Here is a 13,855-nt window from a genome sequence, read left to right on the forward strand (position 1 = left end):
TTCGCAAAGGCGGTTTCGGTTAAGCAGCAAGTGCTTGACGCGTTCGGGACCGTTGCCGGCGGGAGACGGACCAAGGCGTGAGATCGCGCCGAAGAGCTGACGGTCCCGGGTAGACCTCGCCCTTTCCCGGACGACTGGAGCGCCAGCGGAAGGAGATCCGGGATCCAGCGCAAAACGTCGCGAAGCGTCCTTGTGTCTGCAACGTTGCAAGAATAGAGCCGCTTCGCGGCACTTCTTCTGCTGGATCCCGGATCTCCTTCCGCTTCGCTCCAGTCGTGCAGGCCCGTACCGGGCCCGGAAAGGGCGGAGTGTTCGTGGCAACCCGCAGGATAGCCGCATGATTTTCGTGATAGTTGGGTGCAGCATCTTACAACGGGCCCGCGACTCCGCTGACAGGATTCCGAACCACCGCCAACGACAAAGCGCCGGCTCACGCGATGCGAGCCGGCCCCTGTCCCCGCGAAGGGGACTGCTTCGGAGAGGAAGCCCTGCCGGGCGCGCGGCCCCTACGCCGCCTCGCGCGACAGCTTGATCGTCTCGCGCTGGATCAGGTCGCGGTAGAACCCGTCGAGATGCACCAGCCGGTCGGGGGAGCCGTCCTGGATCACCTGGCCGCCGTCGAGCACGACGATCCGGTCGAAGTCCTTCAGGGTCGAGAGCCGGTGCGCGATGGCGATGGTGGTGCGGCCCTTCATCAGGTTGCCGAGCGCTTCGCGGATCGCCTCCTCCGACTCGGTGTCGAGAGCAGACGTGGCCTCGTCGAGGAGCAAGATCGGGGAGTTCTTCAGGATGGCGCGGGCCACCGCGATGCGCTGGCGCTGGCCGCCCGAGAGCTTCACGCCGCGGTCGCCCACGATGGTGTCGAAGCCGCCCGGCAGGTCGTTGATGAAGTCGGTGCAGCGGGCGGCCTCTGCCGCGGCCCACACGTCCTCGTCCGAGGCGTCCGGCCGGCCGTAGCGGATGTTCTCGCGCAACGAGCGGTGGAACAGCGAGATGTCCTGCGGCACCACCGTGATCGCCTCGCGGAGCGATTCCTGCGTGACCCGGCCGATATCCTGGCCGTCGATCAGGATGCGGCCGCCCTGCGGGTCGTAGAAGCGCTGGAGCAGGGTGAACAAGGTCGACTTGCCGCCGCCGGAGCGGCCGACGAGACCGACGCGCTGGCCGGGCTGGATGTCGAGGTTGAAGTCGCCGAACACCTCGCGGCCGTCGGGATAGTTGAACGCCACGTTCTCGAAGGTGATGCGGGCGCCCTCGCCGACCAGAGGCTTCGCCTCCGGGTGGTCGCGCAGGTCGTGCGGCTGCAGCAGCGTGCGCAGGGCCTCCGACAGGCGGGCGGTGTGCTGGGTGACGTCGACGAGGGCCACCGCGAGGTCGCGGGTCGCCGCCAGGATGGTGATGCCGAGCGTGCAGACCAGCACCACCTGGCCGGCGGTGGCGGCGCCCGCCTCCCACATCTTGATCGCCCAGAACAGCAGGCCGAGCACCGCCACGACGGTGATCAGGGCGTGCATGATCCGCAGGCGCTCGAGGTAGAGGAGCGAGCGGCGCCGCGCCTTCATCTCGGTGCCGATGGTTTCGTCGAAGCGGGCGAATTCGCGCTTGTAGGCCGAGAAGGCCCGCACGAGCGGCATGTTGCTCACGAGATCGACCATCTCGCCGTCGACGGAAGCCGCCTTCTCGGCGAAGTCGTGGTGCAGCGGCTTGCCGGCGGCGGCGATGCGGAACATCAGCACCACCACGCCGCCGCAGATCACGAGCAGGCCGAGGGCCATCGGCACGCTCACGCTGCCGACGTAGAGGATCGCCCCGAACGCCGCCGCGCAGGGCGGCATCACGTTCCAGACGAACATGTTCTCGGCGGTGAAGATCGCGTTCGAGGTCGCCGTGATGCGGCTCGCCAGCGTGCCGGGCTGCCGGTCCGCGAAGTAGGACGGCGAGTGGCCGGTCAAGTGCTGAAAGAGGTCGCGGCGGATGTCGCCGGTCACGTTCACGAAGGTGAAGCTGGCGATCAGGCTCGCCACCCGCCACAGCATGTTGTCGGCGGCGATGAAGCAGATCAGCACGGTGAGCGCCGGCCAGATCAGGTTCGCCTCGGGTCCCTTGCCGAGGGCGTCGACGACGCCCTTCAGCCCATACTGGGTGCTCACCGAGCAGGCCACGGCGCCGAGCACCGCGACCAGGATGGCCGCGTGGGGCACGATGCGGCGGCGCAGGTAGCGGGCCACGAAGGCCCAGGGCCGGTTGGCGTACGCGCAGAGGTCATCCATCGTGGCGATCGATCCCGGTTCTTCGCACGCGTGCGGCCCACGGTCGGGAGAGGGACGGGATGCAAGAATCCCGCCGCGGTCTCTCCACCCTCTCCCGCAGGCCCCACCCGCTTCTCGCAACGCGCAAGCGTCACCTTATGTTGCAGGCGAATGGTGCTGCCTGTCGTTTAATCCGCCGATTCTGAACGGGAGTTGAGCGGCGCTGCAATGCACACCGCTTTCCCGCGGCCCTCATGCCTCTCATGCCCGCCGGGTCTCCGGCATGATCGCGACGATCAGCACGAGGGCGGCGAAGGCCACCGCCGAGAGGCCCAGAAAGGCGGCGTGGGAGCCGAAATGGTCGGCCATGTAGCCCGACAGCGTGGTGCTGGCGGCGGCGCCCAGGCCCATCGCGGTGCCGACGGCGCCGAGCGCCATGTTGAAGCGGCCGGTGCCGCGGGTGCAGTCGGCCACGACCAGCGGCACCATCACGCCGAGCACCGCGGCCGAGATGCCGTCGAAGACCTGCACCGCGACCAGCAATTCGGGCACGTCCGTGTAGGCGAAGAGCAGGCCGCGGATCGGCAGGGCGGCGAAGCCCAGGATCAGGAGTGGGCGGCGGCCGTAGGCCTGGGCGGCGCGGCCGACCGCGGGCGCGATCAGCGCCATCACCAGCTGCGGGGCCATGATGCAGGCGGCGATCAGGATGGTGGCGGTCTGGCTCGTGCGGACCGTGAGCACGCTGCCGACCAGCGGCAGCATCGCCGCGTTGGCGACGAAGAACAGGGTGATGCAGGCGGCAAAGCACAGGAGCGCCCGGTTGGTGACGACGAGCTTCAGGCTTTCCCAGCCGCTCGGCGTCTGGCCGCCCTCGGAACTTTGCGGGCGCGCCAGGTCGATCTCGCTCGCGCGGACGAACCACAGGGCGGCGAGCGTCGGCAGCGCGAGCGCAGCCGTGACGTAGAACACCGCCTCGCTCGACAGGTAGTAGCCGCAGGCGCCCATGCCGGCGGCGGCGAGCGCGTTGCCGATCGAGGAGAAGCGGGCGTTGCGCCCGAGCCGTTCGCCCAAGCCCGCATGGCCCACGAGGCCGAGGCTGATCGCCGCGATGGCGGGGGTGAGCGTGCAACTCGCGATCGAGTGCGCCGCCATCGAGAGCGCCACGATCAGGAAGGTCGGAAACAGGGCGAGGCCGGCGGCGGAGGCGCCGATCACCGCCACCGACAGGGCGGCTACGAAGCGCTTCGAGCGCACCCAGTCGACGAAGGCGCCGCCCGGCACCTGCCCGAACAGGCTGAACAGCCCGCCGATGGTGAGGACCAGCCCGATATCGGACTGGGTCCAGCTCTGCGAGGTGAAATAGACCGCGATGAACGGGCCGAAGCCGGTCTGGAGGTTGGCGACGAAGAACGTGAAGGCGTCGAGCCCGCGGCTGCTGGTGAGCGAGGGCGCCGGCTTCTCCCGCCGCCGGCCCAGGGACGCGCCAGCCCGGTCCCGGTCGCGGGCCGAGTCCGGGCGGGGATCCGGCCGCATCTCGGCGCGGGGGATCTCCCGGTCGCGGTGGGCGAGGGGGCGGCGATGGGCCGGGCGCGGTCGCGTCATTTGTCCGGCGGGTTGCGCGCCGCGGCCTCGTCGGGGGCCGGAGGCGTGGCGGGTGCGGCCGCGTTGGGCGCCGGCGCCGCGGGGGCGGGCGTCGCGGGAGCCGATGCCGCGGGAGCTTGGGCGGAGGGCGCCGGCGCTGCCGGGACGGAGGCCGAGGCAGGCGCCGGCACGGGCCCGGCCGGGCCCAGCACCACGATCGGGTCGCCGGGCTTGTACTCGGGCGAGACGCGCACCTGGTTGCGGTTCAGCTGCAGCACCGCGCGGCCGGGCTTGTTGTCGGCCGAGAAGTGCAGGGCGCGCCAGTCGACCGCGATCTTGCGCGAGCCGACGCCGAGGAAGCCGCCGAAATCGATGATCGCGGCCCGCGGGCGGCCGTCCTTGTCGACGATGATGTCGATGATCCGGCCCATATCCTCGCCGGCGGCGCTGCGCACCGGCTTGCCGAGGACGCCGTCGTAATCCTGGGTGTCGAGAACCGTCGCTGGCGTGCCGGGCGGGATCGCCGGATTCTGCGCGGCGGGCGCCGGGTTCGCGGGGGGCTGGTTCGCCGGGGCCGGCGCGGACGGTCCTTGCGTCGCCGGAGCTGGCGCGGCCGGAGCGGCAGGAGCCGGCGTGGAGGCCGGGGCGGGCGCCGCGACCGGGGGCTTCGGAGCCTCCACGGGGGCCGAGCCCTGCTGCGCCTGCACCGCCGTCACGGCGGAGAGCGCGGCGGCGGCCGCCAGAATCGTCCGCAGGGTTGCTGACAAGCGGGTCTCTCGCTGGGTCATACGAAGCGTCCAACCGGCAACCGCGGCCGGCGGTTCCGACGGTGAGGGGGCCGGATGAGGGAGGAACGCGGCGAAGTTGTGGGGGCGGGGCGGCAGGGGCAGCCGGGCGGGCGCGTCACCGCCGCGGTCGAGCCGTCGAGCAGACATCGTGGGCCTCCGGGGCAGGCGCGGCGGCCCGCCCGAGCATCGGTCGTCGGGTTGTCGCGGCGGGGTCTTGGCGCCTGGAGGGCATCCGGTCCCGCGTCGCGGAGCGCCCACAGTGCGGCGCAGCGGGCGAGGTGTCCAGGCGGATGCCCGGCTGCCGCGCGCTTTCTCCGGGGGGTGTGTTCCACCATACGGGCGGCTGGCGGCAGCGTCCGGGCAGCGCTACATCGCGGGCGTTCCTTCCGAGACACCGTCCGAGAAGCTCGTCCGATGCCCGCCTCTCCCCTCCGCCTCGGCGTCAACGTCGATCACGTCGCCACCCTGCGCAACGCCCGCGGCGGCACGATGCCGGATCCGGTGCGCGCGGCGCACGCGGCGATCGCGGCCGGGGCCGACGGCATCACCGCCCACCTGCGCGAGGACCGGCGCCACATCCGCGACGCCGATGTCGAGCGGCTGATGCGCGAGATCGACCGGCCGCTGAACTTCGAGATGGCGGCGACGGAGGAGATGCTCGGCATCGCGCTCCGCCTGAAGCCCCACGCCGCCTGCCTGGTGCCGGAGAAGCGCGAGGAGCGCACCACCGAGGGCGGGCTGGACATCGTCGGCGGTCGCGCGCACCTGGCGCCGGCCATCGCGCGGCTGAATGCGGCGGGGATCCGGGTCTCGCTGTTCGTCGAGCCGGAGGTGCACGTGATGGACGCCGCCCGCGCGCTCGACGCTCCCGTGGTCGAGCTGCATACCGGCACCTATTGCGAGGCGGTGATCGCGGGCGACGAGGCCAGGATCCGGGCCGAGCTCGCGCGGCTCGCCCGGGCGGCGGAGCACGGGCATTCCCTCGGGCTCGAGATCCATGCCGGCCACGGCCTCACGGTCGACAGCGTCGGCCCGGTGGCGGCCTTGGCCCAGATCCGCGAGCTGAATATCGGCCACGCCCTGATGGCCGAGGCACTCTTCGACGGGTTGCCGGCGGCGATCCGGGCGATGCGGGCCGCCATGGAGGCCGGCCGCCGGCAGGCGCGAACCGGGCAGGATGCGCCGACGGGGAAAGTGGCATGATCGTCGGCATCGGCTCCGACCTCTGCGACATCCGCCGCATCGAGCGCTCGCTGGAGCGCTTCGGCGACCGCTTCACCCAACGGGTCTTCACCGAGGCCGAGCGCGCCCGCAGCGACCGGCGCGCCGCCCGCGCGCCGTCCTACGCGCGGCGCTTCGCCGCCAAGGAGGCCTGCTCCAAGGCGCTGGGCACCGGCATGAGCCACGGCGTGTTCTGGCGCGACATGGAGGTGGTGAACCTGCCCGGCGGCCGGCCGACCATGCGGCTCACCAACGGCGCGGCGGAGCGCCTCGCCACCCTGATCCCGCCGGGCCACCGCCCGGTGGTCCACGTGACGCTGACCGACGATCCCCCCCTCGCCCAGGCCTTCGTCATCATCGAGGCGCTCCCGGAAGCGTGACGCGCGGAAAAGCGAGTCGTTGAGGGGAGACTTGCTGAGGGGTGATTCGGTCGCGGCTGCCGCACCGCGTTGCGGGCGGGCAAGCGTTGGTCTAGACCCCCCGCACCGCGCATAAAGCCGGCCGCGTGCCCTCGGCGGGTGCCCAGGCGATAGCTGCACGGACCGCCGGAGAGAACGAGTATGGATCGCGCACGCACGGACCAGGACCTGAAACGCGGCAAGGATGCCGGCCTCTGGGACTCGATCAAGGAGACCGTCAAGGTCGGCGTCCAGGCGCTGCTGATCGCCGTCGTGGTCCGCACCCTGCTGTTCCAGCCGTTCAACATCCCGTCCGGCTCGCTGATCCCGACCCTGCTGATCGGCGACTACCTCTTCGTCTCGAAGTACTCGCTCGGCTATTCCAAGTACTCGCTGCCCTTGAGCGAGTATCTACCGTTCGAGGTCAAGGGCCGGATCTGGGGCGCGTCGCCGAAGCAGGGCGACATCGTGGTGTTCAAGCTGCCGAAGGACAACGCTACGGACTACATCAAGCGGGTGATCGGCCTGCCGGGCGACAAGATCCAGGTGATCGAGGGCGTGCTCAACATCAACGGCCGGCCGGTCAAGCGCGAGCGCATCGCCGACTACTCGACCACCGACGCCTTCGGCCAGCCGACCCTGGTGCCGCAATACCGCGAGACCCTGCCCAGCGGCGTCACCCACGAGATCATCGAGCGCGACGGCGACCGCGGCCTGTGGGACAACACCCAGGTCTACACCGTGCCGCCGAACCACTTCTTCATGATGGGCGACAACCGCGACAACTCCACCGATTCGCGCGACCTCGGCAATGTCGGCTACGTGCCGTACGAGAACCTGATCGGCCGCGCCGAGGTGATCTTCTTCTCGATCGACGAGGGCGCCGCCGCCTGGCAGATCTGGAACTGGCCGTGGACGGTGCGCTGGAACCGCCTGTTCAAGCCGATTCACTGACGGGAGCGCGAGGAGTTGAGCGACGTCGACGCCGCCACGCCGCAGGCCGAGCCGCCTGCCCCCGCCCCGGGCGAGGCCCCGCCGCGGCGCAAGCGCGGGATGCGGCGCCGGCCCGACCTGTCGGTGCTGGAGGAGCGCATCGGCCACCGTTTCGCCGACCGCGACCTCCTGGTGCGGGCGCTCACCCATGTCAGCGCCACCAACGGCCGCGGCAGCTACCAGCGCCTGGAATTCTTAGGGGACCGGGTGCTCGGACTGGCGGTCGCCGACGGGCTCTACAACGCGCTGCCCGGCGCCGACGAGGGCGACCTGTCGCGGCGCCTGTCGAGCCTCGTGCGGCGCGAGAGCTGCGCCATGGTGGCCAATGCCTGGGAGGTCGGGCCCCATCTCAACCTCGGCGGCGGCGAGGTTCATGGCGGCGGGCGCCGCAACTCGGCGATCCTCGCCGACGTCTGCGAGGCGATCCTCGGCGCGGTCTTCCTCGATGCCGGCTACGGCGCCGCCAAGGCGGTGATCGACCGCGCCTTCGAGGCCGACCGCCAGACGGAGGGGACGCGCAGCCGCGACCCGAAATCCGCGTTGCAGGAATGGGCGCAGGCGCAGGGCTGGCCGACGCCGGCCTACGTGGTGGTGGAGCGGGCCGGGCCCGACCACGCGCCGCAATTTCGTATCGAGGCCCGGGTCTCCGGCGTCGCGCCCGGCATCGGCATCGGCGGCTCGAAGCGCCTGGCCGAACAGACCGCCGCGCGCGCGCTGCTGGAGCGCGAGGGGCTGTGGACCGGGGACGAGCCCGGGGAGCAGGCAGAATGACGGACGACACGATTCCCGAGACTGATGCGGGCGGCCCCGAGGAATCCGGACCGCCGCAGGAGACCAGGGCCGGCTTCGTCGCCCTGATCGGCGTGCCGAATGCCGGCAAGTCGACCCTGCTCAACAGTCTCGTCGGCACCAAGGTGTCGATCGTCTCGCGCAAGGTGCAGACCACCCGGGCGCTGATCCGCGGCATCGCCATGGAGGGCGCGGCGCAGATCGTGCTCGTCGACACGCCCGGCATCTTCGCCCCCAAGCGTCGCCTCGACAGGGCGATGGTGACCTCGGCCTGGAGCGGCGCGGCGGACGCCGACGCGGTCTGCCTCCTGATCGACGCCCGGAAAGGCGTGGACGAGGAGGTCGATGCGATCCTGAACCGGATGCCCGAGCTGAAGCGCCCGAAATACCTGGTGCTCAACAAGATCGACCTGATCGCACGCGAAAAGTTGCTGGCGCTCGCCGCCTCGCTCAACGAGCGGGTGCAATTCGAGCGCATCTTCATGATCTCGGCGCTCACCGGCGACGGGGTCGACGACCTGCGCCGCGAACTCGCGACCCGGATGCCGCCGAGCCCCTGGCTCTATCCCGAGGACCAGGTCTCCGACGCGCCGCTGCGGATGCTCGCCGCCGAGATCACGCGGGAGAAGATCTACGACCGGCTGCACGAGGAGCTGCCCTATTCCTCGACCGTCGAGACCGACCAGTGGCAGGTCCGGCCCGACGGCTCGGTGCGGATCGAGCAGACGATCTTCGTCGAGCGCGAGAGCCAGCGGAAGATCGTCCTCGGGAAAGGCGGCCAGACCATCAAGGCCATCGGCCAGGCCGCGCGGATCGACATCGCCGAGGCGGCGGAGGCGAAGGTCCACCTGTTCCTGTTCGTGAAGGTGCGGGAGAACTGGGCCGACGATCCGGAGCGCTATCGCGAGATGGGCCTGGAATTCCCGCGCGGCTGATCGTGACCGACCTCGCTCTCTCCCGGCCGGGCGTCTACGGCCACCCGCCCGCCGACCTCGCCGAGGTGGCGCACGACGCCCTGCAGCTCTCGCCGCTCGTGCCCGGCGGCACCGCCCTGGACGAGCTGGTCCCGGGCTCGCTCCCCGGCCTGACCATGCTGGCTCCGCCCGGCACCCTGGAGCGCCGCCACGTGCTGGCCTTGGGGCTCCGGGCGCTCGCGCCCGGGGCGCCGCTGACCGTGCTCGCTCCGAAGGACCGGGGCGGCTCGCGGCTCGGCCGCGAACTCTCGGCCTTCGGCTGCCGCCTCGACGAGAGCGCCAAGAGCCACCACCGCATCGTCCGCACGGTGCGGCCCGACGCGCCGACCGGGCTCGACGAGGCGATCGGCGAGGGTGCACCGCGGCGCCTCGACGAGCTCGGCCTGTGGACGCAGCCGGGCATCTTCTCGTGGAACCGGATCGATCCCGGCACCGCCCTGCTGATCGAGACCCTGCCCGTCCTGTCCGGACGCGGCGCCGATCTCGGCTGCGGCCTCGGCATCCTCGCCCACGCCGTGCTGGCCTCGCCCAAGGTGACCGCCCTCGCCCTGGTCGACAACGATCGCCGGGCCGTCGAGGCGTCGCGGCGCAACGTCGACGATCCGCGCGTGACGGTGACATGGGCCGATGCCCGCGCGGCCGACGCCGTGCCCGAGCGCCTCGACTTCGTGGTGATGAACCCGCCCTTCCATGACGGCGGCACCGAGGACCGGGCGCTCGGCCAGGCCTTCATCCGCCGCGCCGCGGCGGCGTTGCGGCCGGGCGGGACGCTGTGGCTCACCGCCAACACCCATCTGCCCTACGAGGCGACCCTGGGGGAGGTGTTTCGCGAGGTGACGCAGCGGGCCGCCGCGCAGGGCTACAAGATCCATGAGGCGCGCAAGTGAGCAGCGAGACATGAGCAGCCTGCGATGACCGGCAAGGCGAAGGTGGCGTCGGTCCGGCTCGACCGGCTGCTCGCCAATCTCGGCTACGGCTCGCGGCGCGAGATCCAGATGCTCGCCCGCGCCGGCAAGGTGGTGCTCGACGGCTCGCCCCTGCGCGACGCCGACCAGCGCATCGCCCTCGACCCGGATCTGCCGGCCCGCCTCACGGTCCAGGCCAAGCCCCTCGACCCGCTGCCCGGGGTGGCGCTGATGCTGCACAAGCCCCTCGGCGTCACCTGCTCGCACAAGGAGGCCGGCCCGCTGGTCTACGGGTTGCTGCCGCCGCGCTGGCGTCAGCGCGAGCCGGCCCTCTCCACGATCGGCCGCCTCGACAAGGAGACCTCCGGCCTCCTGCTGCTGACCGACGACGGGGCGCTGCTGCACCGGATCATCTCGCCGAAGGCCAGCGTCTCGAAGCGCTACCAGGTGACGCTGGATCGCCCCTTGCGCGGCGACGAGGGTGCGATCTTCTCCTCCGGCACGCTGATGCTGGAGGGAGAGGAGAAGCCGCTGCTGCCGGTGACCCTGGAGGTGCACGAGCCGACGCGCGCCGCCGTGACCCTGACGGAGGGGCGCTACCACCAGGTCCGGCGGATGTTCGCGGCGGTCGGCAACCACGTCGCGGCGTTGCACCGGGACCGGATCGGCGCGCTGGACCTGCCGGCGGACCTGGAGCCCGAGCAGTACCGGGTGATGGGGGAGGGGGATGTGGCGCGGGTGTTCGGGGCGGCGTGAGAGAGGCGGCCTCTGCCTATCGTCGCGGTTTCGAACTCTCTCCACCGTGATCCCGGGTTCTCGACTTCGTCGAGCCCCGGGACGACAAGGGGTTTGACGGACGCCGCGGTTCGATGACTACACCAGAGTTAAATTCCTAGAACCAGTGCTGCGCCACGTCGTCCGCCCTGCTCATCGTGGACGCCGATCCGCGCGAGCAGCGACGTTCCAGCAATCGCGTCATCGCCCGGTGCGCTGCCGCACGAAGCCGGTGCGGTCGAGCTCGCGATATCCCCAGTGATCGTTGTGTCGCCGCTCATGTTAGTCCATCGATACGCTCTCGCTCCCGAGCGGAGGAAGACGATGTCGACCGGCACCGCGACCTTCTGGATCATCATCGCGGCCGTCAGCGCCTCGTTCGGGGCCCTGCACGGCCTGCTGTTCAGCGACGGGCCGAATGTCCCAGGGATGCTCTACGGGACGTGCATCGGCGTGCTCGCCATCGCGTATGAGCGCGGGGTCTTCCTCGCCGGCTACAGCGAGCGTCTGCGGCGGCTGCCCACCCTGGCCTATTTCGCGGCCGCCGAGATCAGCCTGGTGCTGGTCATCGTCGTCGGCATGGGGCTGACGGGACTGGCGCTCTGGACGCTCGGCATCGTGGACAAGCCCCTGATGGGAGCGATCACGCCGAAGCTCTCGACCATTCCGTTCGCGCTGGCGATGTCGGCGATCATCGTCTCGGTCCTGCGCGTGCGCGACCTGATCGGGGCTGCGACCTTCGTGAACCTCATCCTCGGGCGCTACCACCGCCCGGTCCGGGAGGAACGCGTCTTCCTGTTCCTCGACCTCGCCGGGTCGACGGCCTATGCGGAGCGGCACGGCGACATCGCCGCGCAGGAACTGCTGACCGCGGTGTTCTCCGCGATCGCGGAGCCGGTGCGCCGCTACCGCGGCCAGGTCGACGACTATATCGGCGATCAGGTCATCGTCTCCTGGCCGCTCGCGCGCGGTGTCGAACAGGCGCGGTGCGTCGCCTGCGTCTTCGCGATCCGCCGCGCCCTCGACGCCGACCGGGACGGCTGGCTCGCCCGCTTCGGCCTGGTGCCCGAATTGCGCACGGCCCTCCACGGCGGCAGCGTGGTGACGGCCGAGGTCGGCGTCGACCGGCACAAGATCGCGTATTTCGGCGACGTCATGAACGCGACCGCCCGGCTCGAAGGCCTGTGCCGGGAGACCCGGAGGGACGTGCTGATCTCGGAGGCGGTCCTCGGCCAGTTGCCGCTCCTGCCCGAGGGCATCACGGTCGAGGCGCTCGGGTCGTACCGGCTGCGGGGGCGGAGCGAGACGATGGCGGTGCACGCGCTCGCCGACCGGCGCAGGCCGCGGCTCGTCGGTGCGCGCGCGGAGGTCGAGGCCGATCGCCGGGCAGGGCGGCTTTACGCGGCCCTGCGCGGCTGAGAACCGTCGGCCGGTCGCGGACCGCTTACCCCAGGGTCGTCAGATCCTGGAACCAGTGCTGCGCCTGGGTGTACCCCTTCACCTTGGCCGAGAGGGCGTGCGGGTTGGTGTCGTGCACGACCCAGACCTGCACCGCGTCGTCGACCACGATCTCGTGGATGCGCGCCAGCATCCTGTCCTGCTCGGCCGGGTCGAAGCTCGCCCGCACCGCGTCGCACAGCTTGTCCACCTCCGGGTTGCGGTAGTGGCTCCAGTTCACGCCGGTCGGCGCGACCTGCTTCGAATCGTAGAAGCGCAGGATGGCGTAGAGCGGGTCCGAGGTGACGTAGGCGATGTTGCCGCCGGTGATGCCCTTCATCGACGGATCGGCGGCGCCCTGGCGCCAGCCGGTATAGGCGACCTCCAGCTCGACCGCCTGGAACTCGAGCGCGATGCCGATCTCGGCCCAGGATTGCTGCACGAACTCGTTGATCGGCAGCGACAGCATCTGTCCCGAGCCGCCGGTCGGGATGATGAACTTGGTGCGCAGCGGGTTCTGCACCGAGTAGCCCGCCTCCTTCATCAGCTTGCGCGCCGCGTCGACGTCGTACTTGATCTGGAAGCCCGGCTTGCCGAACCACGGGCTCGACGGCTGCACCTGGCCCACCGCCGGCGTCGCGAGCCCGCCCATCAGCGCCGCCACGCCCTCGCGGTCGATGGCGAGGTTGGCGGCCTTGCGCAGGCGCAGGTCGCGCCACGGGCTGCCCTCCAGCATCGACAGGTGGTAGTTCCAGACATGCGGCGTGTCGTTGCCGGTCACCCGCATGCCGGCGCCCTTCAGCCGCGGCACCGCGTCGGGGGCGGGCAATTCGATCAGGTCGGCATTGCCCGACAGGAGGGCGTTGGCCCGCGACAGGTCCTCCGGCATGCAGGCGAGCGTGAGCTTCGCCAGCCGCGGCATGCGCTTGGGGTTCCAGTAGGTCGTGTTCGGCACGAGCTCCAGGCGCACCCGCGGCACCAGGGCGGCGAGGCGGTAGGGCCCGGTGCCGGAGGGCTGGAAGGCGAACTTGGTCCAGTCGCGCCCCACCGCCTCGTACTGCGCCGGCGACGAGATCAGGAACCACAGCATCTGGTAGGGAAACAGCGCGTCGACCGCCTTGGTGGTGACCTGCACCGTCATGGCGTCGAGCTTCTTGTAGGACGCCACCGAGGGCAGCCGCGGGCGCACCTGCGAGGCCTGGCGCTGGTCGTAGTGCGGTGCCTTGGCGTCGAGCACCTTGTCGAAGTTCCAGATCACCGCGTCGGCGTCGAAGGCCGAGCCATCGTGGAACTTGACCCCCTCGCGCAGGCGGAAGACCCAGTTGCGGCGGTCCGCGGCGTCGCTCTCCCACGAGGTGGCGAGCCCGGGCACCAGCTTGCCCGGCCGGTCGGCGACGTCGAGCTCCCAGGCGACCAGCGGATCGTAGAGGGTGAGCCCGGTGAACTGGTAGCCGCCCGCACCCCGGTCGGGCTGGCCGGTGGTGAGCGGCAGGTCGAACAGCGAGATGCCGTAGGTCAGGCTGCCGGACGCCGTCCCTTCAGCCAGAACGGCGCCGGTGGGTCCCAGCGCCGCGAGGGCCGAGGCGCCGGCGATGAGCTGGCGGCGCGAGAGGGAGGCATGACGCATCGAAGAGGACCCCGGCTGGCGCGCGGCCGGTCCGGCCGCGTTACGCGCCTGACGTCTGCAAGTTGCGTGCAAGCGCGGCTGCAAATCGCGGGCGGACGCGGTCGGTGCGGTGGCCCCTC

Annotated in this window: 12 protein-coding genes; 8 read left to right on the forward strand and 4 right to left on the reverse strand. The window is 71.1% G+C overall.

Annotated elements, in window-relative coordinates:
- Positions 1–506: 506 nt before the first annotated feature.
- From DK412_RS17335 to DK412_RS17345, 3 genes are all read right to left on the reverse strand, one after another.
- Positions 507–2,270 carry an ABC transporter ATP-binding protein gene (locus DK412_RS17335; RefSeq protein ID WP_109972962.1) on the reverse strand — a complete coding sequence of 588 codons (1,764 nt, stop codon included), beginning with the start codon at positions 2,268–2,270 and terminating at the stop codon, positions 507–509.
- A gap of 240 nt (positions 2,271–2,510) precedes the next feature.
- Positions 2,511–3,851 (reverse strand): MFS transporter, encoded by a 1,341-nt coding sequence (locus tag DK412_RS17340; RefSeq protein WP_109972963.1) that lies wholly within the window; start codon positions 3,849–3,851, stop codon positions 2,511–2,513.
- Positions 3,848–4,597 (reverse strand): PRC-barrel domain-containing protein, encoded by a 750-nt coding sequence (locus tag DK412_RS17345; RefSeq protein ID WP_245447020.1) that lies wholly within the window; start codon positions 4,595–4,597, stop codon positions 3,848–3,850. Before DK412_RS17345 ends, DK412_RS17340 begins: the two co-directional genes overlap by 4 nt.
- A gap of 435 nt (positions 4,598–5,032) precedes the next feature.
- Between DK412_RS17345 and DK412_RS17350 the strand changes: the two genes are divergently transcribed.
- The 8 genes from DK412_RS17350 to DK412_RS17385 all read left to right on the forward strand — a co-directional run bounded on the left by DK412_RS17350 (position 5,033) and on the right by DK412_RS17385 (position 12,091).
- Positions 5,033–5,821, forward strand: coding sequence for a pyridoxine 5'-phosphate synthase (locus DK412_RS17350; protein WP_109972964.1), 789 nt, complete (start codon positions 5,033–5,035; stop codon positions 5,819–5,821).
- A complete protein-coding gene (gene acpS / locus DK412_RS17355) occupies positions 5,818–6,219 on the forward strand; it encodes a holo-ACP synthase (protein ID WP_109972965.1) in 402 nt (133 codons plus the stop codon). The genes DK412_RS17350 and acpS overlap by 4 nt, the downstream gene beginning before the upstream one ends.
- Before the next feature lie 180 nt (positions 6,220–6,399).
- Entirely contained in the window at positions 6,400–7,191 is a 792-nt protein-coding gene (gene lepB, locus DK412_RS17360) for a signal peptidase I (RefSeq protein WP_109972966.1), read from the forward strand.
- Between the two features lie 99 nt (positions 7,192–7,290).
- Positions 7,291–8,001 carry a ribonuclease III gene (gene rnc, locus DK412_RS17365; RefSeq protein ID WP_109975330.1) on the forward strand — a complete coding sequence of 237 codons (711 nt, stop codon included), beginning with the start codon at positions 7,291–7,293 and terminating at the stop codon, positions 7,999–8,001.
- Positions 7,998–8,954 (forward strand): GTPase Era, encoded by a 957-nt coding sequence (era, locus tag DK412_RS17370; RefSeq protein ID WP_109972967.1) that lies wholly within the window; start codon positions 7,998–8,000, stop codon positions 8,952–8,954. Before rnc ends, era begins: the two co-directional genes overlap by 4 nt.
- Before the next feature lie 2 nt (positions 8,955–8,956).
- Positions 8,957–9,880 (forward strand): class I SAM-dependent methyltransferase, encoded by a 924-nt coding sequence (locus tag DK412_RS17375; RefSeq protein ID WP_109972968.1) that lies wholly within the window; start codon positions 8,957–8,959, stop codon positions 9,878–9,880.
- Between the two features lie 24 nt (positions 9,881–9,904).
- Entirely contained in the window at positions 9,905–10,654 is a 750-nt protein-coding gene (locus DK412_RS17380) for a pseudouridine synthase (protein ID WP_245447022.1), read from the forward strand.
- Positions 10,655–10,996: 342 nt separating this feature from the next.
- On the forward strand, positions 10,997–12,091 hold the full coding sequence (locus DK412_RS17385; protein WP_109972969.1) for an adenylate/guanylate cyclase domain-containing protein: 1,095 nt from the start codon (positions 10,997–10,999) through the stop codon (positions 12,089–12,091).
- Positions 12,092–12,116: 25 nt separating this feature from the next.
- Here DK412_RS17385 and DK412_RS17390 read toward each other — a convergent pair whose 3' ends face one another.
- Positions 12,117–13,736, reverse strand: a complete 1,620-nt coding sequence (locus tag DK412_RS17390; protein WP_109972970.1) for an ABC transporter substrate-binding protein — start codon at positions 13,734–13,736, stop codon at positions 12,117–12,119.
- Positions 13,737–13,855: the final 119 nt, after the last annotated feature.

Origin of the sequence: Methylobacterium sp. 17Sr1-1 (genome assembly GCF_003173775.1) — a bacterium.
Classification (GTDB): Bacteria; Pseudomonadota; Alphaproteobacteria; order Rhizobiales; family Beijerinckiaceae; genus Methylobacterium.

Excerpts from the sequence above, each read along its gene's own strand:
- DK412_RS17335 (WP_109972962.1), bottom strand. The coding sequence starts at position 2,270 with ATGGATGACCTCTGCGCGTACGCCAACCGGCCCTGGGCCTTCGTGGCC.
- DK412_RS17340 (WP_109972963.1), bottom strand. The coding sequence starts at position 3,851 with ATGACGCGACCGCGCCCGGCCCATCGCCGCCCCCTCGCCCACCGCGAC.
- DK412_RS17350 (WP_109972964.1), top strand. The coding sequence starts at position 5,033 with ATGCCCGCCTCTCCCCTCCGCCTCGGCGTCAACGTCGATCACGTCGCC.
- acpS (WP_109972965.1), top strand. The coding sequence starts at position 5,818 with ATGATCGTCGGCATCGGCTCCGACCTCTGCGACATCCGCCGCATCGAG.
- lepB (WP_109972966.1), top strand. The coding sequence starts at position 6,400 with ATGGATCGCGCACGCACGGACCAGGACCTGAAACGCGGCAAGGATGCC.
- rnc (WP_109975330.1), top strand. The coding sequence starts at position 7,291 with ATGCGGCGCCGGCCCGACCTGTCGGTGCTGGAGGAGCGCATCGGCCAC.
- era (WP_109972967.1), top strand. The coding sequence starts at position 7,998 with ATGACGGACGACACGATTCCCGAGACTGATGCGGGCGGCCCCGAGGAA.
- DK412_RS17380 (WP_245447022.1), top strand. The coding sequence starts at position 9,905 with ATGACCGGCAAGGCGAAGGTGGCGTCGGTCCGGCTCGACCGGCTGCTC.
- DK412_RS17385 (WP_109972969.1), top strand. The coding sequence starts at position 10,997 with ATGTCGACCGGCACCGCGACCTTCTGGATCATCATCGCGGCCGTCAGC.
- DK412_RS17390 (WP_109972970.1), bottom strand. The coding sequence starts at position 13,736 with ATGCGTCATGCCTCCCTCTCGCGCCGCCAGCTCATCGCCGGCGCCTCG.